Source organism: Allobosea sp. AK1, from assembly GCF_006714945.1.
Classification (GTDB): Bacteria; Pseudomonadota; Alphaproteobacteria; order Rhizobiales; family Beijerinckiaceae; genus Allobosea; species Allobosea robiniae.
Genome location: NZ_VFMG01000001.1, coordinates 632448 through 655553, shown reverse-complemented (window position 1 = coordinate 655553; position 23106 = coordinate 632448). Strand labels below are relative to the sequence as shown.

At 67.6% G+C, this 23106-nt stretch carries 22 protein-coding genes; 7 read left to right on the top strand and 15 right to left on the bottom strand.

The window, feature by feature from the left end:
• The 11 genes from FHT98_RS03480 to FHT98_RS03430 form a co-directional block, all read right to left on the bottom strand.
• On the bottom strand, nt 1-624 hold the full coding sequence (locus tag FHT98_RS03480; RefSeq protein ID WP_142112472.1) for a hypothetical protein: 624 nt from the start codon (nt 622-624) through the stop codon (nt 1-3).
• 2 nt (nt 625-626) lie between these two features.
• The gene (locus FHT98_RS03475) at nt 627-1790 is read right to left on the bottom strand and encodes a cyclic nucleotide-gated ion channel (RefSeq protein WP_185745065.1); all 1164 of its coding nucleotides are present in this window, start codon (nt 1788-1790) and stop codon (nt 627-629) included.
• 7 nt (nt 1791-1797) lie between these two features.
• On the bottom strand, nt 1798-4440 hold the full coding sequence (alaS, locus tag FHT98_RS03470; RefSeq protein WP_142112469.1) for an alanine--tRNA ligase: 2643 nt from the start codon (nt 4438-4440) through the stop codon (nt 1798-1800).
• A 188-nt stretch (nt 4441-4628) separates the two neighbouring features.
• On the bottom strand, nt 4629-5675 hold the full coding sequence (gene recA, locus FHT98_RS03465; protein WP_113587307.1) for a recombinase RecA: 1047 nt from the start codon (nt 5673-5675) through the stop codon (nt 4629-4631).
• Between the two features lie 232 nt (nt 5676-5907).
• Nucleotides 5908-8412 (bottom strand): cell cycle histidine kinase CckA, encoded by a 2505-nt coding sequence (cckA, locus tag FHT98_RS03460; RefSeq protein WP_142112467.1) that lies wholly within the window; start codon nt 8410-8412, stop codon nt 5908-5910.
• Nucleotides 8413-8484: 72 nt separating this feature from the next.
• A complete protein-coding gene (gene flhB, locus FHT98_RS03455) occupies nt 8485-9552 on the bottom strand; it encodes a flagellar biosynthesis protein FlhB (RefSeq protein WP_061966889.1) in 1068 nt (355 codons plus the stop codon).
• Nucleotides 9553-9561: 9 nt separating this feature from the next.
• Nucleotides 9562-10317 carry a flagellar biosynthetic protein FliR gene (gene fliR, locus FHT98_RS03450; RefSeq protein WP_142112465.1) on the bottom strand — a complete coding sequence of 252 codons (756 nt, stop codon included), beginning with the start codon at nt 10315-10317 and terminating at the stop codon, nt 9562-9564.
• A 92-nt stretch (nt 10318-10409) separates the two neighbouring features.
• Complete coding sequence (gene fliQ, locus FHT98_RS03445) at nt 10410-10676, bottom strand: flagellar biosynthesis protein FliQ (protein WP_061966891.1); 267 nt, start codon at nt 10674-10676, stop codon at nt 10410-10412.
• Between the two features lie 24 nt (nt 10677-10700).
• Nucleotides 10701-11024 (bottom strand): flagellar hook-basal body complex protein FliE, encoded by a 324-nt coding sequence (fliE, locus tag FHT98_RS03440; protein WP_113587231.1) that lies wholly within the window; start codon nt 11022-11024, stop codon nt 10701-10703.
• A gap of 47 nt (nt 11025-11071) precedes the next feature.
• Nucleotides 11072-11482 (bottom strand): flagellar basal body rod protein FlgC, encoded by a 411-nt coding sequence (flgC, locus tag FHT98_RS03435; RefSeq protein ID WP_142112463.1) that lies wholly within the window; start codon nt 11480-11482, stop codon nt 11072-11074.
• A gap of 2 nt (nt 11483-11484) precedes the next feature.
• On the bottom strand, nt 11485-11886 hold the full coding sequence (locus FHT98_RS03430; RefSeq protein WP_142112461.1) for a flagellar basal body protein: 402 nt from the start codon (nt 11884-11886) through the stop codon (nt 11485-11487).
• Between the two features lie 221 nt (nt 11887-12107).
• Here FHT98_RS03430 and FHT98_RS03425 point away from each other — a divergent pair, with 221 nt between their 5' ends.
• Together FHT98_RS03425 and fliP are read left to right on the top strand one after the other, a co-directional pair.
• The gene (locus tag FHT98_RS03425) at nt 12108-13418 is read left to right on the top strand and encodes a flagellar biosynthetic protein FliO (protein ID WP_142112459.1); all 1311 of its coding nucleotides are present in this window, start codon (nt 12108-12110) and stop codon (nt 13416-13418) included.
• Nucleotides 13419-13580: 162 nt separating this feature from the next.
• Nucleotides 13581-14348, top strand: coding sequence for a flagellar type III secretion system pore protein FliP (gene fliP / locus FHT98_RS03420; RefSeq protein ID WP_465246902.1), 768 nt, complete (start codon nt 13581-13583; stop codon nt 14346-14348).
• A gap of 112 nt (nt 14349-14460) precedes the next feature.
• On the opposite strand, the gene rnd is transcribed toward fliP, so the two are convergent.
• The gene (gene rnd, locus FHT98_RS03415; protein ID WP_061966896.1) at nt 14461-15600 is read right to left on the bottom strand and encodes a ribonuclease D; all 1140 of its coding nucleotides are present in this window, start codon (nt 15598-15600) and stop codon (nt 14461-14463) included.
• 48 nt (nt 15601-15648) lie between these two features.
• Nucleotides 15649-15912, bottom strand: a complete 264-nt coding sequence (locus tag FHT98_RS03410; protein WP_142112457.1) for a hypothetical protein — start codon at nt 15910-15912, stop codon at nt 15649-15651.
• Nucleotides 15913-16101: 189 nt separating this feature from the next.
• Between FHT98_RS03410 and aspS the strand changes: the two genes are divergently transcribed.
• Genes aspS through FHT98_RS03385 form a run of 5 tightly spaced genes read left to right on the top strand, consistent with a single transcriptional unit; the run spans nt 16102 to nt 20537 of the window.
• Nucleotides 16102-17880, top strand: a complete 1779-nt coding sequence (gene aspS, locus FHT98_RS03405) for an aspartate--tRNA ligase (RefSeq protein WP_091856677.1) — start codon at nt 16102-16104, stop codon at nt 17878-17880.
• A gap of 4 nt (nt 17881-17884) precedes the next feature.
• Nucleotides 17885-18253 carry a hypothetical protein gene (locus FHT98_RS03400; protein ID WP_061966898.1) on the top strand — a complete coding sequence of 123 codons (369 nt, stop codon included), beginning with the start codon at nt 17885-17887 and terminating at the stop codon, nt 18251-18253.
• 8 nt (nt 18254-18261) lie between these two features.
• Nucleotides 18262-18570: a hypothetical protein gene (locus tag FHT98_RS03395; RefSeq protein WP_142112455.1), complete on the top strand. Its 309-nt coding sequence runs from the start codon at nt 18262-18264 to the stop codon at nt 18568-18570.
• A gap of 42 nt (nt 18571-18612) precedes the next feature.
• Nucleotides 18613-19494: a glycosyltransferase family 2 protein gene (locus FHT98_RS03390; RefSeq protein WP_142112453.1), complete on the top strand. Its 882-nt coding sequence runs from the start codon at nt 18613-18615 to the stop codon at nt 19492-19494.
• Nucleotides 19491-20537 carry an acyltransferase family protein gene (locus FHT98_RS03385; protein ID WP_142112451.1) on the top strand — a complete coding sequence of 349 codons (1047 nt, stop codon included), beginning with the start codon at nt 19491-19493 and terminating at the stop codon, nt 20535-20537. The genes FHT98_RS03390 and FHT98_RS03385 overlap by 4 nt, the downstream gene beginning before the upstream one ends.
• On the opposite strand, the gene FHT98_RS03380 is transcribed toward FHT98_RS03385, so the two are convergent.
• Entirely contained in the window at nt 20509-21222 is a 714-nt protein-coding gene (locus tag FHT98_RS03380; RefSeq protein WP_142112449.1) for a CatB-related O-acetyltransferase, read from the bottom strand. The two genes, FHT98_RS03385 and FHT98_RS03380, sit on opposite strands and share 29 nt — an antisense overlap.
• A complete protein-coding gene (locus tag FHT98_RS03375; RefSeq protein ID WP_091856537.1) occupies nt 21212-23047 on the bottom strand; it encodes a hypothetical protein in 1836 nt (611 codons plus the stop codon). Before FHT98_RS03375 ends, FHT98_RS03380 begins: the two co-directional genes overlap by 11 nt.
• Nucleotides 23048-23106: the final 59 nt, after the last annotated feature.

The window sequence follows — 23106 nt, the reverse complement described above, 5'->3', positions numbered from 1 at the left end:
TCATTCCACCCTGACCGGCCGCCGCGCCAGGATGCGATGCTCCGCCAGCGGCGCATGCAGGATGTAGCGCAATTCATAGACACCCGGCTGGTCCGGCGCTTCCAGCGTTGCCTCGACATTCTCCGCGGGGAAGAAGCGCGGGCCGTCCGTGTCGGCCGGCGCGTCCGGCTTCACCAGCATCACGCGGTCCTGCTCGCCATTGGGGCCGATGCCGCGCACCGGCACGCCCTGGCCGCGGCCGACACGCTCGGGCGCAGCCAGCGTCGCACTCGGCTCTGTCGTCGCGAGCGGCTGGCGCAGCAGGATCGTGGGCGCGCCGGCCTTTTCCACCGTCAGGCGCAGTTCGTAAGTCCCGACGGCGCCGGGGGTGGGGAGAGCCGGCACCGTGGTCCTGGGCTCGACGACGACGATCGCCTTGTCTGCCGGATCATCCGGGCGCGCGATGGCGAGGCGCGCGCCTTGCGGCATGCGCGTGAGGAAGACGCTGAGCGGCGCGCCGGCGACGATGGTCCGCGCCGCGGAAAGGGCGGGGGCATCGTTACGGCGTTGGGCGGGCTTCGTCTGCGCGGCGGCGAGCGCCGGCAGGAGCAGGGCGGCAAGCCCGATCAGGAAACGGCGTTTCACGTTCATCCTCTCGCCAGCGTCCGGATGCGCTCGGCAAGCCGGGGATGGCGTGTGGTGAGTGCCCGGAAATCGATGGGGTCGAGCACCAGAAGCTTGGAAGGAGCCGTCGCCACCGCCGCTTGCGGGCAGGGCGAGTGGCTCGCGATGGCGATATCATCAAGCTGGAGTTCGCCGAAAAAATGGCCTTCGTCGAGCCGGTCGCGACTGTTGGCGAGCGCGACCTCGACCTCGCCGCTGGCGATGAAATACAGTGCCCGGCCGGGCTCGCCCTGATGCATGATGACGGCGCCGCTGCGCACCGTCTGGGCGCGCAGGAATTGCATTACGGCGGCGATTTCGTTCGCATCCAGCGCGCCGAACAGCGGCACGCGCGCGATCATGCTCCAGGTGACCACGAATTCGCGCCGATGGATCTCCTGTGCGAAGGCGGTGGCGACGATGCCGACCGGCAGGGCGAGCATGACGAGGCCGAGCACCGCGGTGACGGCCGCCACCGCCTTGCCGGCTGCCGTGACCGGGAAGACATCGCCGTAACCGACCGTGGTCAGGGTGATGATCGCCCACCACATCGCATCGGGGATGGTGCCGAACTTGTCGGGCTGGGCCTCGTGCTCGACCAGATGCATCGCGCTCGCCGCCACCAGCATCACGCCCATCAGGATGACGAAGCAGGCGACCAGCGCCTTGCGCTCGGAGGCCAGCGCTGCGGCGAGCGAGGCCATGCCGGGTGAATAGCGGCCGAGCTTGAAGAAGCGCAGTAGCCGCAGCAGCAGCAGGATCCTGATCTCGTCGAAGCCGATGAGACTGGCGGCGAGCGGCAGGATCGCGAGCAGATCGATGATGGCTGGGACGGAGCGGAGATAGTCGAGCCGCGCCCGTGTCGCGCTCAGGCCGCGATAGCGGGCATGCTCGGGCGTGATCCAGATGCGGATGGCATATTCGAGGGTGAAGACCGCGAGCGAGGCGCGCTCTAGCAGGTCGAAACCGGGGCCGAAGCGGGCGGCGAGCGTGGGAACGGATTCCAGCACGATCGCCAGCACGTTGGCTGAGATCAGCGCGACCAGCGCCCGGTGGATTACGGTGGCGACGAGATCATCGCCGGCACCATGATCGAACCACAGGTGAACCTGCCGCCGCCAGCCCTGTTCAGGCGTGGCGGCGGCCATATCCCTGTCAGCCCATCGCAGCCGCGACGGCATCGAGCGCGGCTTGCGCCTTGCTGCCGTCCGGCCCACCGGCCTGGGCCATGTCGCGGCGTCCGCCACCGCCCTTGCCGCCGAGCTGCTCGGAGGCCGCGCGGACCAGTGCGACCGCGTCGAAACGCTCGGTCAGGTCGGGCGTGACGCCGACGACAACGCCGGCCTTGCCGTCATCGGCCACACCAACGATGGCGACGACGCCGGAGCCGACGCGGGCCTTGGCCTCGTCGGCGAGGCTCTTCAGGTCCTTCATCTCGACACCGGTGACGGCGCGGGCCAGCAGCTTGGCGCCCGCGATCTCCTGGATGGGCTCCTCGGCCGCACCGCCGCCACCCATGGCGAGCTTCTTGCGAGCCTCGGTCAGTTCGCGGTCGAGCTTGCGGCGTTCCTCGATCAGCGCGGCCAGACGGTTGCCGGCCTCGGCGGCGGGGACCTTGAGCAGGCTCGCCAGCCCGTTGAGCAGGCGCGATTCCTCGTTGAGGCGCAGGCGGGCCCCATTACCCGTCATGGCTTCGAGGCGGCGCACGCCGGCCGCGACGGCACCTTCGCCAACGATGCTGACGAGACCGATATCGCCGGTGCGCGCGGCATGGGTGCCGCCGCAGAGCTCGACCGAATAGGCGCGGCCGGCCGGGTTGGTGCCCATCGCGACGACGCGGACCTCGTCGCCGTATTTCTCGCCGAAGAGAGCGCGTGCACCCGAGGCGATGGCCTCGTCGACGCTCATCAGGCGGGTCGTGACCGGCTCGTTCTGGAGGATGATCGCGTTGGCGATCTCCTCGACCTCGCGCAATTCCTCGGCGCTGATCGGCTTTGGATGCGAGAAATCGAAGCGCAGGCGATCGGCCGAGACCAGCGAGCCCTTCTGCGCGACATGGTCGCCGAGGACGAGGCGCAGCGCCTCGTGCAGCAGATGCGTCGCCGAATGGTTGGCGCGGATCGCGGAACGGCGCTCATGGTCGACGACGAGCTCGACGGCGGCGCCGAGCTTCAACTCGCCTTCCTTGACCGTGATGCTGTGGGCGAAGACGTCGCCGAGCTTCTTCTGGACGTCGGAAACCTCGACCAGCGCGCCCGGCGCCTTCGCCACGCCGGCATCGCCGACCTGGCCGCCGGATTCGCCGTAGAACGGCGTCTGGTTGACCAGCATGAAGCCACTCTCGCCGGCCTTCAGCGCGGGAACCTCGGCATTGTCGCGGATCAGCGCGGTGACCACGCCCTCGGCAATCTCGGTGTCGTAGCCGAGGAACTCGGTGGCGCCGACCTTGTCGCGCAGCGGGAACCAGAGCGCCTCGGTCGCGGCCTCGCCGGTGCCGGCCCAGGCGGCGCGCGCCTTGGCCTTCTGCTGCTGCATGGCGGCGTCGAAGCCCTCGGTATCGACCGTGATCTCGCGGGCGCGCAGCGCGTCCTGCGTCAGGTCGAGCGGGAAGCCGTAGGTGTCGTAGAGCGTGAAGGCGACGTCGCCCTTGAGGCTCTGGCCGGCGGTCAGGTCCTTCGAGGCGTCGTCGAGCAGGGTGAGGCCGCGCGCCAGCGTGGTGCGGAAGCGGGTCTCCTCCAGCTTCAGCGTCTCGGTGATCAGCGCTTCGGCACGCAGCAGTTCGGGATAGGCGCGGCCCATCTCGCGGGTCAGCGCCGGGACGAGCTTGTGGAGCAGCGGCTCCTTGGCACCGAGGAGCTGCGCATGGCGCATGCCGCGACGCATGATCCGGCGCAGCACATAGCCGCGGCCCTCGTTCGACGGCAGCACGCCGTCGGCGATCAGGAAGGCCGAGCAGCGCAGATGGTCGGCGATGACGCGGTGGCTCGCCTTCATCGGCCCGTCCGGATCGACCGAGGTCAGGTCGGCGATGGCCGTGATCAGGGCGCGGAACAGGTCGATATTGTAGTTGTCATGCGTGCCCTGGAGCACGGCCGCGATGCGCTCCAGCCCCATGCCGGTGTCGATCGAGGGGCGAGGCAGGTTGGTGCGGATGCCACCCGCGGCCTCCTCGTACTGCATGAACACGAGATTCCAGATCTCGATGAAGCGATCGCCATCCTCCTCGGCCGAGCCGGGCGGGCCGCCCCAAATATGGTCGCCATGGTCGTAGAAGATCTCGGAGCAGGGGCCGCAGGGACCGGTATCGCCCATCCGCCAGAAATTATCCGAGGTCGCGATGCGGATGATCTTGTCGTCGGTCAGGCCGGCGATCTTCTTCCAGAGAGCGTGCGCCTCGTCGTCCTCGGAGTAGACGGTGACCGTCAGCTTGTCCTTGGGCAGGCCGAATTCGCGGGTGACCAGGGTCCAGGCGTGATGGATCGCCTGTTCCTTGAAATAGTCGCCGAAGGAGAAATTCCCCAACATCTCGAAGAAGGTGTGATGGCGCGCGGTATAGCCGACATTGTCGAGGTCGTTGTGCTTGCCGCCGGCACGGACGCATTTCTGGGCGGTGGTGGCACGCGAATACGGGCGCTTCTCCTGGCCGGTGAAGACGTTCTTGAACTGCACCATGCCCGAATTGGCGAACATCAGCGTCGGGTCGTTGCGCGGCACGAGCGGGCTCGACGGCACGATCTCGTGGCCCTGGGACTTGAAGTAGTCGAGGAAGGTCGACCGGATATCGTTGACGCCGCTCATCGCTCTTTTGCGCTCTGATCTGGGGCAGGAGGCCGGGCGCGCCCGGCAGGAAGGACCGGTTCTAGTCAGGCGGCTTGCCGCTGTCCAGAAAGCTTGACGCAGCGCACACCGGGCAAGGCCTTATCCGCAAACGAAAAGGGCGGCCCGAAGGCCGCCCGCGTCTTCGTCCTGGACAGTGCAGGCCGCGATCAGGCCTCGCCTTCGTCGAGATCGTCCGCGGTCGGGTCCGCCTGATCGAGGATGCGGTCGGCGACGAGGCCGGAATTCTGGCGGATCGTAGCCTCGATCTTGGCTGCCAGGTCAGGGTTGTTCTTGAGGAAGGTCTTGGCGTTCTCGCGGCCCTGGCCGAGGCGCTGGCTGTCGAAGGAGAACCAGGCGCCAGCCTTCTCGACCATGCCGGCCTTGACGCCGAGATCGATCAGTTCGCCGACCTTGGAGATGCCCTCGCCGAACATGATGTCGAACTCGACCTGCTTGAAGGGCGGCGCGACCTTGTTCTTGACGACCTTGACGCGGACCTGGTTGCCGGTCGCCTCGTCGCGCTCCTTCAGCGTCGAGACGCGGCGGATGTCGAGGCGCACGGAGGCGTAGAACTTCAGTGCGTTGCCGCCGGTGGTGGTCTCCGGGGAACCGTACATCACGCCGATCTTCATGCGGATCTGGTTGATGAAGATGACCATGCAGTTCGAGCGCGAGATCGAGGCGGTGAGCTTGCGCAGGGCCTGGCTCATCAGGCGGGCCTGCAGGCCGGGCTGGACATCGCCCATCTCGCCCTCGATCTCGGCGCGGGGCGTGAGCGCGGCGACGGAGTCGATGACCAGCACGTCGATGGCGCCGGAGCGGACGAGGGTATCGGTGATCTCGAGCGCCTGCTCGCCGGTATCGGGCTGCGAGATCAGCAGGTCGTCGAGATTGACGCCGAGCTTGCGGGCATAGACCGGATCGAGCGCGTGCTCGGCATCGACGAAAGCGCAGACGCCACCCTTCTTCTGGGCCTCGGCGATGGTGTGCAGCGCCAGCGTGGTCTTGCCGGAGGATTCCGGTCCGTAGATCTCGACGATGCGGCCCTTGGGCAGGCCGCCGACGCCGAGCGCGATGTCGAGGCCGAGCGAACCCGTGGAGATGGTCTCGATCTCGATCGACGGCGAGTTCTTGCCGAGCCGCATGATCGAACCCTTGCCGAAGGCGCGTTCGATCTGGGAGAGCGCTGCATCGAGCGCCTTGGCCTTGTCCATCGAGGAGCCTTCCACGAGTTTGAGATTCGCCTGATTCACGGTTCGGGCTCCTTATGGCAGGGCGACGGGGACATCTCAATGCGTCTTGACATGAGGATGGTCACGCTTTGTTCTTGTTCGCAAGTTCTTTTTTTGTTCTCGGTGTCAGTTTTTGTCAGGAGGGGTGTCAGGAGCTGTCACGGGCAGGGCGGCCACAGCGGAGTACGGCGCCCGAATGCGGGCGCCGTCGGCCTCAGCCCATCGCCGCCTTCACGGTCTCGACGAGCTGCTTCATCGTGAAGGGCTTGGGCAGGAAGTGGAATTCCTCGCCCTCGGGCAGGTTCTTGCGGAAGGCCTCCTCGGCATAGCCGGAGACGAAAACGACCTTGGTGTCCGGGTTGCGCTTGCGGAGTTCGCCGAGCAGCGTCGGGCCGTCCATCTCCGGCATCACCACGTCGGAGACGACGAGGTCGATCTTGCCGTCGTTCTGCAGGAAGAGATCGAGCGCCTCGACGCCCGAGGCTGCCTCGTGGACGGTATAGCCGCGCGAGACCAGCATGCGGGCGTTGAGCGCGCGCACCGCATCCTCGTCCTCGACCAGCAGGATGACGCCGGCGCCGGTATGATCGGCGGCGAGCTTCTTCGGCGCTTCCTTGGCCGCGGCCTCGGCGGCGATCTCCTCCTGGCTCGGGACATGGCGCGGCAGGAAGATGCGGAAATTCGTGCCCTTGCCGATGGTCGAGTCGACGAAGACATAGCCGCCGGTCTGCTTGACGATGCCATAGACCATCGAGAGGCCGAGGCCGGTGCCCTTGCCGACCTCCTTGGTGGTGAAGAAGGGCTCGAAGATCTTGTCGAGATATTCCTGCGGGATGCCGGTGCCGCTGTCCTCGACCTCCAGCAGGACGTAGTCGTCGGCGGGCAGGGCGTCCTGGCCGAAGGAGGCGCAGTCCTCGCGGGTGACGTTGCGGGTGCGCACCGCGAGCTTGCCGCCATCTGGCATCGCGTCACGGGCATTGACGGCGAGGTTGACGATGACCTGTTCGAGCTGGCCGAGATCGGCCTTGACCGGCCAGAGGTCGCGGCCCTGGCGGACGTCGAGCGTGACCTTGTCGGCGACGACGCGCTTCAGCATCAGCGAGAGATCGGAGAGCACCTCGCCGAGTTCCAGTACCTGCGGGCGCAGCGTCTGGCGGCGGGAGAAGGCGAGCAGCTGCCGCACCAGCGCCGCGGCACGGTAGGCGTTCTGCTTGATCTGCATGATGTCCGGGAAGGACGGGTCGGTCGGCCGGTGGCTCGCCAGCAGGAACTCGGAGGCGTTGATGATGACCTGCAGCACGTTGTTGAAGTCGTGCGCGATGCCGCCGGCGAGTTGGCCGACCGCCTGCATCTTGCCGGCCTGGTCCATGTTGTCGCGCAGCTTGCGCTCGGCCGTGGTCTCCAGCGCGTAGACGATGGCGCGCTCGCCGTCGCCGCCTTCGGTGCCGGCGACCGGGGTGAGGTAGAGCTTGGCCGAGCGGCCATCCTCGCCGGCGAGCGCCAGATCGAGCGGGGCGCCACCCGAGCGCCCGGCCACCACCTCTGCCAGCGCCGCATCGAGGCCGGCACCGGAAGCGACGAGGTCGTGGATGGTCTGCGGCCGCAGGCCCGCCGGGATCAGGCGGGCGAAGGCGGCGTTGGAATGCAGGATGGCGCCGGTCTCGTCGATGGTAGCGATCGCCATCGGCGTCGAATGGAAGAAGCGGGCGAAGCGGACCTCGGCGTCGCTGCCGCCATCGGAGCCGGCCTCGCCGGCCGTGCGGTTGAGGACGAGGGTGCGCGAGGGGCCGGCGCGGCCATCCTGCCCGAAGGCAACCTGATGGTGCAGGCGCACGGGCAGGGGCGCGCCGTTGCGGCGCTTCAGATCGACATCGAGAACTTCGACGCGGACATCGCCGGGCTGGCCGCGGATCGCCTGGAGCAGGGCGGCGGCGGAGGGCGTGCAGACATCGTCGAGATGCAGGCCGCCGGAGCCGAAGCGGGCGAGATCGAAATCGAGCCAGCCGGAGAGTGTCGCGTTGAGATAGGAAATCTCGCCATCGGCATCGATCGAGATGAACCCGGCCGGCGCGTGGTCGAGATAGTCGATCGCGTGCTGGAGTTCCTGGAAGGCGTTTTCCTGGCGCTCGCGATCGGGCGTGATGTCGGCGACCGACCAGAGCGTCGCGGTCGAGGTCTCGCGGCGGACGGGCGAGACCCGGACGCGGTACCAGCCGACCTCGCTGCGCCCGTTCAGGGCGGGCTCAAGCCGGACCTCCTCGACCAGGCGGCGATGCTCGCGGGCGGCGGTGGCGAGCCGGTAGATCGCTTCGGAGACGTCGGCGCGGCCGGTCAGCAGGCGGCCGACGGGCTTGAGGTCGTTGGCGCCGGTCGCGCCCGCCAGCGCCAGATAGGCCTCGTTGGCATAGACGATCTCGTTTTCGCTCTCGGTCACCACGATGCCGTCATCGGCGCCGTCGACGACAGCCTTGGTCAGGTCGTTGCGGGCGGCGCGGCCGGAAAACTGCACGAGTCCGATGGCGAAGGCGAAGAGCCCGAAGACGCCGACGACCGAGAGCAGGGCCAGCAGGCCGAGGATCAGCGGCTGCGCCCATTCATTGGCGAGGAAGCCGAGCGCGATCGCCGCGCCCACAAGCAGGGCGGCCACGAACAGGATGATCCCGATATGGCCGGGCTTGTCGGAGCGATCGATCGTATTGGTCGCCGTGGTGCCGCTCATTGCGGTGGAGTCCGTTCGCTTGGGGCCGCTGCGGAAACTCCGCGGCCATCCTTCCTTCGCATCCCTGCCGAGTTAGGCGCGCCGACCCTTCAGGCGCAAGACGTATCCGATGACTTCGGCGACGGCCTGATAGTGTTCGACAGGAATTTCTTCGTCGATGTCGACCGTGGCGTAAAGCGCACGCGCCAAAGGCGGGTTCTCGATGATCGGCACGCGGTGCTCGCCGGCGACCTCGCGGATCTTCAGGGCCATGGTGTCGACGCCCTTGGCGAGGCAGAGCGGCGCCGCCATGCCGGGCTCGTATTGCAGGGCGACGGCGAAGTGGGTCGGGTTGGTGATGATCACCGTCGCCTTGGGCACCGCCGCCATCATGCGCTTGCGGACGCGGCTGGCGCGGATCTGGCGCAGCTTCGCCTTGACCTCGGGATTGCCCTCCGAGTTCTTGAACTCGTCCTTCATCTCCTGCTTCGTCATCTTCTGGCGCTGGTACCAGGAGAAGCGCTGCCAGCCGAAATCGCCGATGGCAATGATGGCGAAAAGAGCAAGCACCGCGCCCATCAGCTGGATGGCGAGCGACAGCGTCGCCGGCATCAGCGCCTCGACGCTCATCTGCGCGAAGCCTTCGAGCCGGTCGTGCTGGCCCCAGAGCGTATACCAGACCACGACGCCGATCAGCGTCGTCTTGGCCAGGCCCTTGGCGAAGTTGACCCAGGCCTCCTTGCCGAAGAGCCGCTTGGCGCCGGCCATCGGCGAGATCCGGTTGAACTTCGGCATCAGCGGCTCGAAGGTCCAGAGCGGCTTGTGCTGGAGCATCGCGCCGGCGAGGCCGGCGCAGAGGATGAAGGCGAAAGGCAGGCCCAGCGCCATGAAGCCGGTGAGCACGCCGCGCTGCGTGACCTGCATGAACGAGGCGCCGTCGGACGGGACCTGATGCGCGTTCATCAGGAAGGAGCGCAAGGACAGCATCGCCTCGCGGGCAGACCAGCCGGCAGCCACCATCAAGGCGAGCGTGAAGCCGCAGAGCACGAAGAAGGTCCCGATCTCCTGCGATTTGGGGACGTCGCCTTTCTCGGTGGCTTCGTCCAGCTTTCGCTGGGTCGGGTCTTCTGTTCTGTCTTCGTTTTCGGCTTCCTCGGACATTGCGCCCCCTCAGCCGGTGAACTGACGGAGGAAGGCGCCGAGGTCGTCGACGAAGACGCTCATCATCACGCCGAGTACGACGAGCATGACGAGCATGCCGCCCATGATCGAGGCCGGCACGGCGAGGAAGAAGACCTGCAATTGCGGCATCATCCGCGCGAGCACGCCGAGGCCGAGATTGAACAACAGGCCGAAGACGAGAAAGGGCGCCGAGATCTGGATGGCCAGGGCGAAGCCGCGCGCCGTCGAGCGGATCGCCAGCGCCATCACGTCGGTCATGTCGACGGCGCCGCCCGGCGGCAGCAGGCGATAGCTCTCATGGATCGCGGCGATGGCGATGTGGTGCAGGTCCGTGGTCAGGATCAGCGTGATGCCGAGCATCGTCAGGAAGTTGCCGATCGAGGGATTCTGCATGCCGCCGGTCGGATCGACGGTCATGGCGAAGCCCAGCCCCATGGTCTGCGCGACGAGCGTGCCGGCGGTCTGCAGGCAGGCCATGACCAGCCGGGCGCAGAGCCCGATAACGAGGCCGATCAGCAATTCGCCGACGAGCAGGGTGACGACGCCGGAGACGTCGCCGGGCACGCGCAGGGAAGGGCGGGCGACGGGCACGATCATCAGGGCGATGAAGAAGGCGAGCGACAGCCGCGCCCGCGAGAAGATGAAGCGCTCGCCGATGCCTGGCATCAGCATGACGAGCGTGCCGACCCGCGCGAAGACGAGCACGAAAAGGGCGCTGATCTCTGGCAGGATCGCGATCTGCATCGTGCCGCGGGGACCTTCACGCCAAGGACTTGCACGCCAGAAAGGGCGCCGCGGCCCCGCGCCGGCCAAGGCCGGCAGCAGGCGCGACGGGCTCATCCGCCCGTGGCGATTCGGGCGGCGACTCGCCCCATATAACCCGCCAGCGCGCTTCCCATGAACGGAAGAAACAGCAGCAATCCGGCAAAGACGGCGATGATCTTCGGCACGAAGACCAGCGTCTGTTCCTGGATCTGCGTCAGCGCCTGTACCAGCGAGACGATGAGGCCGACCGCGAGCGCGATCAGCATCAGCGGGCCGCCGACCTTGAGGAAGACGACGATGCCGTCGCGGGCGATGTCGAGAATGGCTCCGGAAGTCATAATGCTCGTCCGATCCTGTCGCCGTCAGACCGGCATCCGCATGATTTCCTCATAGGCCGCGATGACCCGGTCGCGCACGGCGACCAGGGTCTCGATCGCGGCCTCGCTCTCGGCCACCGCCGTCACGACATTGACGATGTCGGCCCGCCCGCCGGCGACGCTTGCGGTCTGGGCATCGGCCTCACGCCCGGCAGTGGCGGTGGCGTCGAGCGCCTTGCCGAGCAGGGCGGAGAAATCCGGCCCGCCCGCTTCCGCGCCGCCCGTGGCGAGCGGCTTGCGCATCAGATTGCCGGCACCCATCCCCTGGATGGAGGCATAGGCGCCTGCGGCGAAACCCGGAGTGGCCATGGCGGTCTAGTCCCCTTCTGGAGTGCTTGTTTCGGTCGCCGGGTGGTTCAGGCGCGCAGGATGTCGATGGTGCGCTGGATCATCCGGCGCGTCGAAGAGATCAGGTTGAGATTGGCCTCGTAGCTGCGCTGGGCCTCGCGCATGTCGACCATCTCGACCAGCGAATTGACGTTCGGCATCTGCACGTCGCCTTTGGCGTCGGCGGCCGGGTTGCCCGGATCGTGCTTGACCTTGAAGGCGCTCTGGTCGCGCTGGACCTTGCCGAGCGCGACGAGCTGGGCGTCGAGGGTGCGGTCGAAATGGCGCTGGAAGGTCGGGACCTTGCGCCGATAGGGCTCGGCGCCGGCGCGCTCCGGGCCGGAATCGGCGTTGGCGATGTTCTCGGAGATGACGCGCATGCGCCCCGACTGGCTGCGCAGGCCGGAGGCGGCGACGGCGATGCTCTTGATCAGGTCCATGATCAGCGCCCCTTGCCGATCGCGATCTTCATCAGGCCGAGGCCCTTGCTGTAGAGCGAGGCGGCGAGCTGGTAGTCCGACTGGTTCTGCGCGACCTTGAGCATCTCGTCCTCGAGGTTCACCGCGTTGCCGTTGGGCGTGGTCTCGAAGCGCGGGGCACCGGTGCCGTCGAAGCCGCCATTGGTGCTGGTCAGGCTCATATGGCCGGCATTGGTCTGGGCGAGCGCCACGCCGGCGCGCGCCGGATCGACGCTCGGCGGCTTGAGGTCGACCGGGCGGAAACCGGGGCTGTCGGCATTGGCGACGTTCTCGGCGAGGATCTTCTGGCGCGACTGCTGGTAGTGCATGCGCAGTTTCAGCGCCTGCATCAGGCCGCCGCTGACGTTCAAGCCGTCATTCGCCATGGCTCCCGCTCCCCGTTTTCGCCACCGGCGAGGCCGGTCCACTCGGCAAATCCTGCCGGGTGCATGGTTAATATCCGGTTAAGGAGCGGAGTTTCGCAGGTGTGGTTAACCACACGTTCACCATGTTTCCCGATAGCGAAAGCGTTATGCTATAGCCAAGGTGTTCAACCATGGGCGGGACTTAACGGCCGTCCGGGCGGCCGTCGCGTAAGAGGCAGACCTTGCAGAGCTTGTTCGGATTGGAACTCTCCACCGCGCAGAAGGTGATCGTCGCCTCTGTCGTCATTCTCGTGCTGCTCGCCCTGCTGGGCCTGTTCGTGCGGCAGATCCAGGGCGGGCGGCTTCGGCTGCGCGGCCAGGCCGGGGGGCGGCAGCGCCAGCCCCGTCTCGGCGTGGTCGATACCTACGACCTCGACCGCCAGCGCCAGCTCGTCCTGATCCGGCGGGACAATATCGAGCACCTCGTCATGATCGGCGGCGCGTCGGATGTCGTGGTCGAGACCAATATCCTGCGCAGCGGCGGTCGCGCTGCGGCGCCGGCCTATGTCGACACCGCCACGGCGGATCGGCCGCTGCCGCCGTTCGAGACGCTGGTGCCTCCGAGCGAGCCTGCGATGCGGGCCGGGGATGAGGCGCGCCGCGCCGGTTACGCTCCCGAAGGGCCGGAGCTGCTGCCGCCTTTGCCGACCCGTCCGGCTTCGGTCCCGGCCGAACCGACTGCGCCGACCCCTGCGGCTGCGACCGCTGCCTCGGCAGGTGTTGCCGCCGCTTTGGGCGTTGCAGCCGCGGAGGCGGTTTCGGCCGCTGCCAAGCCGGTGATACCCGCGATGCCGGCGCCGCCCGTCACCACCGGACCCGCGCCCAGCTTCGCACGCGAACATGCGCCGCAGCCCGCCGTCAGCCCCGGCGAGCTCGACGACATGACGCGCCAGCTCGAGGAGGCGCTGAAGCGGCCCTTCTCCGCCGTGCGCCCGGCCAATGTCGGCGGCGAGGCGCCGGCCGAGAATGCTGCGCCGGCCGTGGAGCCCCCTGTTCCGGCAGAGAAGCTTTTCCCGGCGCCTGTCGTCGAGGAGGAAGCGCCGCCGGCGGAAGCGGCAGCGCCCGTGGTCGAGCCGCCGGCCCCCGAGCCCGAGATCGTGCCGGAGCCAGAGCCGGCCGCTGCGGCGCGCCAGAAGCCGATTCCGAGCGATGTCGAGGCCGAGCTTGCCGCGGCACTCGGGCTGACGCTGGATCGTCCCCTTTCGAAAGCGCCCGAGCCCCGGCCGTTCGAGGCCAAGCCGGCCGAGATGCATCATCCGGAGCCGGAACCGGCGCCCGAATCCGAACCGATCGACGAGGAGGAGCCCGCTCCCTCGGAGCCGGGCCGTGCCGCCAGCGTGGACGAGCCGGCCCCGGCCGAGAGCCCGAAGGCACAGCCCGAGCCGGAAAAGCCGGCCGAGCCGGCTGCGAAGGAGATCGATCCCTTCTCGGTCGACGCGATCGAAGCCGAATTCGCCCGGCTGCTCGGCCGCGATCCCAAGGCCAAATCCTGAGGCGGCAAGCAGCAGGCTGAAGGCCGGCAGCCCGAAGGCGGCCGACCATCAACAGGATACTCGGCCATCCCGGCTCATCGACGCCGCGCATCGGTTGCGCGGCGTTTTCGCATCGGTAGCCTCGGTGCGCCCGGTCGCTTGAGTCGGGCAGTGGCGGCGCGCGTGAATTTCATCGGCGGACGAACGAGACGGTTTCGAAGCGGGCGCACCCTGGCGGCGGCCGCGCTGCTGCTCGCGCTTCAGACGATGCCGGCGCTGCCGCAGACGCTGTCGCTCGATCTCGGGCAGGGTGGTGGCGTGGCGGAACGGGCGCTGCAGCTCATCGCCGTCATCACGGTCCTGTCGCTGGCGCCGTCGATCCTGATCATGGTGACGTCGTTCACCCGGATCGTCGTGGTGCTGTCGCTGCTGCGCTCGGCGCTGGGCACGCAGACCGCGCCGCCGAACGCGGTGATCCTCGGGCTGTCGCTGTTCCTGACCGGCTTCGTCATGGCGCCAACACTGCGCGAGGCCTACACGACGGCCGTCCAGCCGCTCGTCGCGGGCCAGATCCAGCCGCAGGAGGCCTATAACCGCGGCGTCGTCCCGTTCAAGACCTTCATGCTCAAGCATGTCCGGGAGAAGGACCTGGAGCTATTCCTCGACATGTCGCAGGCGCCGCGCCCGCAGCAGCCGCAGGATGTCGGCGTCGAGGTCCTGATACCGGCCTTCATGATCTCGGAACTGCGCCGGGCCTTCGAGATCGGCTTCCTGCTCTTCGTGCCCTTCCTGATCATCGACCTCGTCGTCGCCTCGATCCTGATGTCGGTGGGCATGATGATGCTGCCGCCGGTGACGGTGGCGCTGCCGTTCAAGCTGATCTTCTTCGTGCTGGTCGACGGCTGGGGGTTGGTCGCGGGATCGCTGGTGAAAAGCTACGGCAGCGGGTGAGAATTCACGAGAACACGAATCCTGTCAGCCGCGTAAGCGCGGTTCTTCAGAATGCGATTCAGGACCCGCGCCGCTCGATGGTGCGGTCGGATAGCCAGCGCTCCGCCTGGTTTCAGCCCACGACCACCCGGCCGCGCTGAATGCGCAGGCTGAGCGAGCCGTCCTTCAGCGCCAATGCCTTCTCGCCGAAGACGCTGCGACGCCAGCCCTGCAGGGCCGGCACCTCGGCAAGATCATCGGAGGCGATCGCCTCGAGATCGTCGGTGGAGGCGATGATCTTGGGCGCGACGCGCTCGGCATCGGCGACCGCCTTGAGCAGCACCTTGAGCAGGTCGAGCACGGCGGCGCTGGTCGGCCGGCCGCGCTCGCGCTCCAGCCGGGGCAGGGTCTTCGGATCGATGGCGGCAGCGCGCTCGATAGCGGCCAGGACCTCGGCGCCGTTGCGCGAGCGTTCGAAGCCGTTGGGAACGGAGCGCAGCTCCGCCAGCGCCTCGACCGAACGCGGACCGCGCTGGACGATATCCATCAGCGCGTCGTCCTTGAGCACGCGCTGGCGCGGCACGTCGCGGGTTTGCGCCTCGCGCTCGCGCCAGGCGGCGATCTCCATCAGGTTCGGCAGTTCGCGCGGCTTGCGGATGCGGCCCTTGAGGCGCAGCCAGGCATTCTCCGGCTTGACCTCATAGGTCCCCGGCGAGGTCAGCACGGACATTTCCTCGGCGACCCAGCTCTCGCGGCCGCTGGCGTCGAGATCGGCCTTCAGGGCGAGGTAGATGTCGCGCAGATGGGTGACGTCGGCCTCGGCATAGACGAGCTGCGCCTCGTTGAGGGGACGGCGCGACCAGTCGGTGAAGCGCGAGGACTTGTCGATGCGCGCCTTGGCGAGGTCGTTGGCGAGCTGTTCGTAGCCGACCGAGTCGCCATAGCCGCAGACCATGGCCGCGACCTGCGTGTCGAAGAGCGGCGTCGGCAAGACACGCCCGAGCAGCCAGACGATTTCGAGGTCCTGCCGGGCGGCGTGGAAGACCTTCACGACGGCGTCGTTGACCATCAGCCCGAAGAAGGGGGCGAGGTCGAGATCGGGCGAGAGCGGGTCGACCAGCACCGCCTCGTCCGGCGAGGCGAGCTGGATCAGGCACAGCTTCGGATAATAGGTGGTCTCGCGCAGAAACTCGGTGTCGACCGTGACGAAGGGGTGGGTCGCGAGGCGGTCGCAGGCGGCGGAGAGCGCGGCGGTATCGGAAATGAGATGCATGGCTTCGGCTTAGCGGAGGAAGCAGGCTTTCGTCGAGTCTCGAAGCTGTCAGCGACTGATGCCGCATTGGCTCCACAGTTCACCCTGATAGGCGCGTCCGGCGCTCGCGACCCAATGGTTCCGGCGACCATCCGGATGTGGCCTCGCGTGCCTTGCGAAAACGCCGGCGAAGCAGCCCGGGTGGGCGTAGCCGCGCTTGCGTGCGATGTTCAGGCCCGCGCTGTAGGCACTGCCACGATCTTGTGCCTGCGCGGAGGCATCCGCACCGGCGAGCAGCATGGCGGCGAGAGAAAGCGGCGCCAGCGACTTCATTATCGCTAATCGGACCATGTCGACCCTTCCACGCGCTGTCCGGATACCTCTATGCGAGGCTAGCAGTGCGCCTACCGGATGTCGCGGCCGTTCTTGACATTTCGGGCGCGCGCGTGTGCTTAGCCGCAAGCTGCGGCTGGTCCTACGGACCGGCCTTTGACGTATTTCCGAAAGACCGATCCCGTGACCCTGCATCGCTATCGTTCCCATACCTGTGGCGCACTCCGTGACAGCGATATCGGCCAGAATGTGCGCCTGTCCGGCTGGTGCCATCGCATCCGCGACCATGGCGGCGTGCTCTTCATCGATCTGCGCGACCATTACGGCATGACACAGGTGGTGATCGATCCTGATTCGCCGGCCTTCGCGGATGCCGAGACGCTGCGCTCGGAATGGGTCGTGCGCATCGACGGCAAGGTCAAGGCCCGCCTCGAAGGCACCGAGAACGCCAACCTGCCGACCGGTGCGGTCGAGGTCTTCGCGACGGCGATCGAGGTGCTCGGCCCGTCGGCGGAACTGCCGCTGCCGGTTTTCGGCGATCTCGAATATCCCGAGGATACCCGCCTCAAGTACCGCTTCCTCGACCTGCGTCGCGAGAAGCTGCACAACAACATCATGCTGCGTACGAAGGTCATCGACTCGATGCGCCGCCGCATGAAGGATTCGGGCTTCTCCGAGTTCCAGACGCCGATCCTGACGGCCTCCTCGCCGGAAGGCGCGCGCGACTTCCTGGTGCCGAGCCGCCTGCATGCCGGCAAGTTCTACGCGCTGCCGCAGGCGCCGCAGCAGTACAAGCAGCTCCTGATGATGGCGGGCTTCGACCGCTACTTCCAGATCGCGCCCTGCTTCCGCGACGAGGACCCGCGCGCCGACCGTCTGCCGGGCGAGTTCTACCAGCTCGACGTCGAGATGAGCTTCGTCGAGCAGGAGGACGTGTTCGCGACGATGGAGCCGGTCATCACCGGCGTCTTCGAGGAGTTCGCCGAAGGCAAGACGGTCGCCCGCAACTGGCCGCGCATTCCCTATGCCGAGGCGATCGCCAAATACGGCTCCGACAAGCCGGACCTGCGCAACCCACTGATCATGCAGGACGTCTCCGAGCCTTTCCGCGGCTCTGGCTTCAAGGTCTTCGCGCGCATTCTCGAAGGCGAGAAGAACCGCGTCTGGGCTATCCCTGGCCCCAAAGGTGGCTCGCGCGCCTTCTGCGACCGGATGAACTCCTGGGCGCAGGGCGAGGGACAGCCGGGCCTCGGCTACCTGATGGTCAAGGAAGACGGCGAGGGCCAGGGGCCGATCGCCAACAATATCGGCCCGGAGCGCGTCGCCGCGATCATCAAGCAGATGGGGCTGAAGGGCGGCGATGCCTGCTTCTTCGTCGCGGGCGATCCGGACAAGTTCTACAAGTTCGCCGGCAGCGCTCGCAACAAGGTTGGGCAGGATCTCGGGCTGATCGACGAGAACGCCTATGCCTTCGCCTGGATCGTCGACTTCCCGATGTTCGAGTACAACGAGGACGAGAAGAAGGTCGATTTCTCGCACAACCCCTTCTCGATGCCGCAGGGCGGCCTGAAGGCGCTCAACGAGGAAGATCCGCTCTCGCTCAAGGCCTTCCAGTACGACATCGCCTGCAACGGCTTCGAACTCGCCTCCGGCGGCATCCGCAACCATCGCCCCGAGGCGATGGTGAAGGCGTTCGAGATCGCCGGCTATGGCGAGGAGACGGTGATCGAGCGCTTCGGCGGCATGTATCGCGCCTTCCAGTACGGCGCGCCGCCGCATGGCGGCATGGCGGCCGGCGTCGACCGCATCATCATGCTGCTGGCTGGCGCCACGAACCTGCGCGAGGTCGCTCTGTTCCCGATGAACCAGCAGGCCGTCGATCTCCTGATGGGCGCCCCGGCGGAAGCCTCGCCCAAGCAACTGCGCGAGGCGCATCTGCGCGTCAATCCGCCCGAGAAGAACGGCTGACCCCATGCCTTCCCTGCCTGCCGGGCGAGCCCTCTCGCTCGCCTGCCTCCTGACGCCGCTGCTCGGCGCCTGCGTCGCCCATGGCGAGAGCAGCAGCGGGCGTGCTTCGGCGCTGGCGACGACGGTGTCGCGCGCCATCACCTGCAAGGCGGGCTCGCCGCAGCGCACGACGCTCGACCGCTTCCTCGCGGCTGAAAAAGCGCGCGGCGCCGACGATCAGCAGATCGCGGCGGCGCGCGCGGCCTATATCGGCGTCTCCGAGGCCGAGATGGTCAATCAGGGTGTGCGACCGCAGGCCTGCACGGCCGAAGAGCGGGCAGAACTGAAGGCACGGATGGGCCGCATCCGGGCCGGGGATTTCAACACGCTCTGAGCCCCGCGATGCCGATGCCTTCGATCCTGAAACCCGCCGCGGCGGCGGTTCTGCTTGCGGCGCTCGGCGCCTGCACGGTTGCCGGGCCGATGCCGGGCACGGTGGAGTATGCCGCCGCGACAGTCTCGCGCGCCTATGATTGCGGCCTGCGTGTCGATCGCCACCGCATCATCGCGCGGCTCGACGGACGGGATCGGCAACGCTTCATCGCGGCCAATGCCGGCTACGCCGTGAAGTCCTACAAGGCGCCGCATCGCTGCGAGAGTGCCGAGCGCGAGCGGATCAAGGGCGAGATCGGTACGCTCGCCCGCCGCTGAAATCGCTTGCTTCGAGCACCGCGACATGGCCACAAGGCCGCAATGCCCGCCGCCGCCATCACCGCCATCGTCGTCAGCTATGACAGCGCCGAGGTCCTGCCCGCCTGCCTTGATGCGCTGGCCGGGGAGGGCGTGGGGGCTATCGTCGTCGACAATGCCAGCGGGGACGATAGCCGCGCGATCGCCGCGGCGAAGGGCGCGCGGGTGATCGCGAATGCCCGCAACGAGGGCTATGGCCGGGCCAACAATATCGGCGTCGCGGCAGCCGAGACGCCCTATGTGCTGATCGTCAATCCAGATCTCGAACTCGGGCGCGGCGCCGCTACGGCGTTGCTGGCGGGGGCGGAGCGCTATCCCGATGCCGGGATGCTGGCGCCGCGTATCGTCGAGCCTTCGGGGCGCATCTTCCTGCAGCCGCGCTCGCTGCTCTCGCCACCGCATCTCAATCGCTCCGGCACGATGGCGATCCCGGAGGGCGATGCCTGCCTGCCTTTCCTGTCGGGCGCCTGCCTGCTGATCCGGCGGGAGCTGTTCATCACGCTCGGCGGCTTCGATCCGGCGATCTTCCTGTTCTATGAGGATGACGACTTGTGCCGGCGCATGCGCGATGCCGGCCATGCCCTCGTCCATGTTCATGAAGCGGAGGCGCGGCATGGCCGGGGCCGTTCGACGGCGCCGTCGCCGCAACGGCGCTTCAAGGCGCGCTGGCACCTTGCCTGGTCCGAGCATTACATCGCCCGGAAATACGGGCTGGCCGGGCCGCGGCCGATCCGCCTGCTGGAGAATATCGGCAAGGCTGCGGGCTACGGGCTGCTGCTCAGGCGCGAGAAGATGTTCGCGCATGCGGGCTCGGCTGCCGGCGCCCGTGCCTGGCGGCGCGGCGTGACGGCATTGGCGCATGAAGGGCTGAGGGAAATGCCATGAGCCGGCCCACGGTCGCAGAGGCGCTCGCCAATCCGCATAACAATTTCGGGCTGCTCCGGCTGGTGATGGCGCTTGCCGTTGTCGTGTCGCATGCCTTCAGCGTGACCGATGGGCGGGTGGAGCAGGAGCCCTGGTTCCAGACCACCGGGTTCACGCTGGGCGAGCACGCCGTCAACGGCTTCTTCGCGATCTCCGGCTTCCTGGTGACGATGAGCTTCGTCCGGCGCGGCTGGCGCGACTATGTCGTCGCGCGCTTTCTGCGAATCGCGCCCGGGCTGATCGCGGCGACGCTGGTCGTGGCGCTCGTGCTGGGCGGGCTGATGACGACGCTCGACCGATCTGCCTATTTCAGCGACCCGCGTTTGTGGCGCTTCATCACGGGCACGCTGACCACCTTCAAAAGCGCGGCAGCCTTGCCGGGCGTCTTCGAGAGCAACCCGCTGCCGTTTCCGCTGGGAACGGTGTGGACGCTGAAATACGAGACTTTGTGCTATCTCGGCGTGCTGGCTGCCGGCCTCGCCGGGCTTCTGGCCCGCCCGCGTCTCGCGCTGGCCGCAATGCTGGCGCTGACCCTCGCCGTCGTCCTGCGCGAGGTTATGGCGCCGCATGGGTCCAAAGGCACCGAGACGGCTTTGCGCCTGCCGCTGATCTTCCTCGCCGGTGGCGTAGCCTATCTCTATCGCGAGAAGGTGCCGCTTTCGCTGCCGCTGCTGGCTGTGGCTCTCTTGGCGTTGGTACCCCTGTCCTTCACGCCGCTCTACAAGGCGGCGCTCTATCTCGTCACGGCCTGGGGCGTCCTCGTGCTGGCGCTGGCGCCGGCCCTGACGCGGCGCTCGGTCGAGCCAGCGGCCGATCTCTCCTATGGCGTCTATCTTTATGGCTGGCCGGTGCAGCAGGCCCTGCACGCGCTCTCCCCGTCGCTCGGCGCGGTGGCGCTGCTCTGGCCCTCGCTGGCGGCGACGGTCGTCGTCGCGGCGCTGTCCTGGTACCTGATCGAGAAGCCGGCGCTGGGGCTCAAGCGCCGATTGATGGGCGCGTCCTGAGCGCTTCCAGCAGCTCGTCGACCCGCTCGGACAGCAGCAACGGGATTAGCCGCTCGATCTCGGCGCGGGGACGGTTCCACCAGGCGGTTTCGAGCAAGGATGCGATCCGGGCCTCGTCGAAGCGCAACCTGACGACCCGTGCCGGGTTTCCGGCGACGATCGCATAGGGCGGCACGTCGCGCGTGACGACCGCGCGCGCCGCCACCACGGCGCCATGACCGATGGTGACGCCGGACATCACCATGCATTGCGAGCCGAGCCAGACATCGTGGCCGATGACGACATCGCCGCGGGTCGTGTCATGGCCAGTCATCCCGGCAGCGGGAGGCCAGAGGCGAGGCAAAGCAGGGAAGGGGTAGGTCGTCGCCCAATCGAGCCGGTGATTGCCGCCGAGCAGGATCTCGACGCTATCCGCGATCGAGCCGTAGCGCCCGATCACGAGCCGGGCGCCGCTCTCGGGGAAGCGCACCTTCGGGCGGCCATAGGTATAGGGGCAGATGGTGAATTGCCCCGGCCGCCGCGCGACGAGCTTCGCGAGGTGCAGCCGGGTCTGGTTGTCGGGGTTCAGCCGCTTGCGCAGCCAGCCGCGGGGAACCTGCGGCAGGCCTGCCCACCAGGCCTGAAGGCCTGACGGACGCCAGTCGCTGTCCTCGGGCGTGATCACACCCTGTTCTTCACTGCGCATCGGCCTTGAGATCGATCTTCTCGAAGATCTCCGTCGGCTCCGTCATGGTGATGACGTCCGCAAGGCCCAGCCCCGTCGCCGACTTGGCGTTGGCGGAGACCGTCAGGGTGCCGGGCTTGGCGACGAAGCGGGAGGCGGCGCCTGCCACGGCCTTGGCTCCGTCGGAGGGGCCGAGAATGGCGGCCAGCCCGAGGCTCGCGACCATCGTGAATTGCTGGCGGACGTCCTCGACCTTGCGCTTGGACTTGCGCGCCTCGTTCTCGATCAGCTTCTCGACCAGCCCGAAATTCTGCAGCTTGACCTGCAGGTTGCGGGCGGTGGCGCCGAGCGCTGCCACCTGGGCGAGGGCGAGGTCGCTGGCGAACAGGTCCTTGGTGACGTTGCCGAGCGTGCCGGAGGCCTCGATCTGGGCAAGGCCGGCGCTGCCGAAGGAGAGCGTGCGGATGGCGATCTCGTTCTTCGCCGCTTCCCAGGCGAGATCGAGCTTGGCCGACAGGTCGAGCGAGCGGATACCCATCGCGATCATGTCCTTGGCCGCTGGGTTGCCGGTCGCCTCGGAGACCGGAGTGACGAGTTTGTCGATCGTCAGCGCGAGGCTGGTCGGGATGCCGTTGAGCTGCTCGCCCGCCTTGATCTCGAAGGTGCCGAGCGAGATCTTGACCGGCTCCTTGCCGGTGATGATTGCCGGTGCGTCGATCGAGATGCCGGCGAGGCGCACCGTGCCGAGCGTCGGGATGAAGCGGCGGAAATCGATCTCGTCCATCGGCTTGTCCGGTTCGGCCAGCGCCGCCCGCAACTCGCGGATGACGGAGCCGAAGGCGAAGCCGGAATAGGCGATCGAATCGATGCCGCCCTTGGCTTCGCCCGAGCGGAACTGGAAGCCTTCCATGGCGAAGCCGGATTTCGCCGGGGTGTTCTCGCCGAAGGCCATGCGGGCGATCCGCATGTCGACCGCGTCGACCTTGGCGCTGGCCTTCGGCGGCGGGCTCACGGTCATGACGAGATCGCGGGCCTCGCCGCTGCCGTATTCGAACATGTCGAAGAGCGCGAGCATCGAAAGGCCGAGCTGCCGTTCGGCCTCGGTCTTGGCCGGCGGCTTGTCGGCGTCGGTCTCCTTGTCGTCCTGCTTGCGCTCGACTTCCTCGCTCGCCTTGGCCAGTCGCGAGACCACGTCGAGGAGCGGCTCGGGGCCGACCCTGGCGGCAAAGCCGCGCGCCGTCGTCTTGCCGAGCGACATCTTGCCGGCCTTGCCCATGTCCAGGTTGTAGCCGTCCTGCTCGAAATTCCCGATGACCGGAAGCATCGCCTCGCTGGCGCCGGGCGCGGCCTTCTCGGTCAGCACGCGCGTGATCTGGCGCAGGTCGAAGGCGTCGAAGGCGGTGCGCTTCAATTCGCCCTTCATCGGGCCCGTGGCAGCGCCGTCGGCGGTGATGCTGGCGCTCGCCGATTCGCCATGGCCGATCTTGCCCTCGCGGATATCGGTCAGGCGGATGTCGCGATAGACCGTGGTCTGCTTCTGGTCGCCGACCGTCTGTTCCAGCGAAAGTTCCGGCGCGCTGATCTCGGCGGCGTTCAGGCGTGCAGCCCTGGCCGAAGCGGATTCGCTGGCGGAGGCGCCGGTGAACAGCGCCAGGAAGGCGTCCTTTTCCAGCGTCGAGCCCTTGATCGCGATCTTCGGCGCGTTGATCACGAGCTTGCCGAGGTCGATCCTGACATTGTCGAGCTGGAAATCGGCGGCCCAGGCGGAGGAGGCGAAGGACATCAGGACAGCCACCAGGGCCGTGCCGGCAAGGTGCGTCGTCCGACGAGGGCGCGCAACGATCATGGATATCTCCTGCTTCAATAGCCCGGCGAAACTGCCGCAAGCGGATGACGAAAGAAAGC

What these genes read in the sequence shown, in the direction of transcription:
- FHT98_RS03475 (WP_185745065.1), bottom strand. Translation starts at nt 1,790, where the DNA reads ATGGCCGCCGCCACGCCTGAACAGGGCTGGCGGCGGCAGGTTCACCTG.
- alaS (WP_142112469.1), bottom strand. Translation starts at nt 4,440, where the DNA reads ATGAGCGGCGTCAACGATATCCGGTCGACCTTCCTCGACTACTTCAAG.
- recA (WP_113587307.1), bottom strand. Translation starts at nt 5,675, where the DNA reads ATGGACAAGGCCAAGGCGCTCGATGCAGCGCTCTCCCAGATCGAACGC.
- cckA (WP_142112467.1), bottom strand. Translation starts at nt 8,412, where the DNA reads ATGAGCGGCACCACGGCGACCAATACGATCGATCGCTCCGACAAGCCC.
- flhB (WP_061966889.1), bottom strand. Translation starts at nt 9,552, where the DNA reads ATGTCCGAGGAAGCCGAAAACGAAGACAGAACAGAAGACCCGACCCAG.
- fliR (WP_142112465.1), bottom strand. Translation starts at nt 10,317, where the DNA reads ATGCAGATCGCGATCCTGCCAGAGATCAGCGCCCTTTTCGTGCTCGTC.
- fliQ (WP_061966891.1), bottom strand. Translation starts at nt 10,676, where the DNA reads ATGACTTCCGGAGCCATTCTCGACATCGCCCGCGACGGCATCGTCGTC.
- fliE (WP_113587231.1), bottom strand. Translation starts at nt 11,024, where the DNA reads ATGGCCACTCCGGGTTTCGCCGCAGGCGCCTATGCCTCCATCCAGGGG.
- flgC (WP_142112463.1), bottom strand. Translation starts at nt 11,482, where the DNA reads ATGGACCTGATCAAGAGCATCGCCGTCGCCGCCTCCGGCCTGCGCAGC.
- FHT98_RS03430 (WP_142112461.1), bottom strand. Translation starts at nt 11,886, where the DNA reads ATGGCGAATGACGGCTTGAACGTCAGCGGCGGCCTGATGCAGGCGCTG.
- rnd (WP_061966896.1), bottom strand. Translation starts at nt 15,600, where the DNA reads ATGCATCTCATTTCCGATACCGCCGCGCTCTCCGCCGCCTGCGACCGC.
- FHT98_RS03410 (WP_142112457.1), bottom strand. Translation starts at nt 15,912, where the DNA reads ATGAAGTCGCTGGCGCCGCTTTCTCTCGCCGCCATGCTGCTCGCCGGT.
- FHT98_RS03400 (WP_061966898.1), top strand. Translation starts at nt 17,885, where the DNA reads ATGCCTTCCCTGCCTGCCGGGCGAGCCCTCTCGCTCGCCTGCCTCCTG.
- FHT98_RS03395 (WP_142112455.1), top strand. Translation starts at nt 18,262, where the DNA reads ATGCCGATGCCTTCGATCCTGAAACCCGCCGCGGCGGCGGTTCTGCTT.
- FHT98_RS03390 (WP_142112453.1), top strand. Translation starts at nt 18,613, where the DNA reads ATGCCCGCCGCCGCCATCACCGCCATCGTCGTCAGCTATGACAGCGCC.
- FHT98_RS03385 (WP_142112451.1), top strand. Translation starts at nt 19,491, where the DNA reads ATGAGCCGGCCCACGGTCGCAGAGGCGCTCGCCAATCCGCATAACAAT.
- FHT98_RS03380 (WP_142112449.1), bottom strand. Translation starts at nt 21,222, where the DNA reads ATGCGCAGTGAAGAACAGGGTGTGATCACGCCCGAGGACAGCGACTGG.
- FHT98_RS03375 (WP_091856537.1), bottom strand. Translation starts at nt 23,047, where the DNA reads ATGATCGTTGCGCGCCCTCGTCGGACGACGCACCTTGCCGGCACGGCC.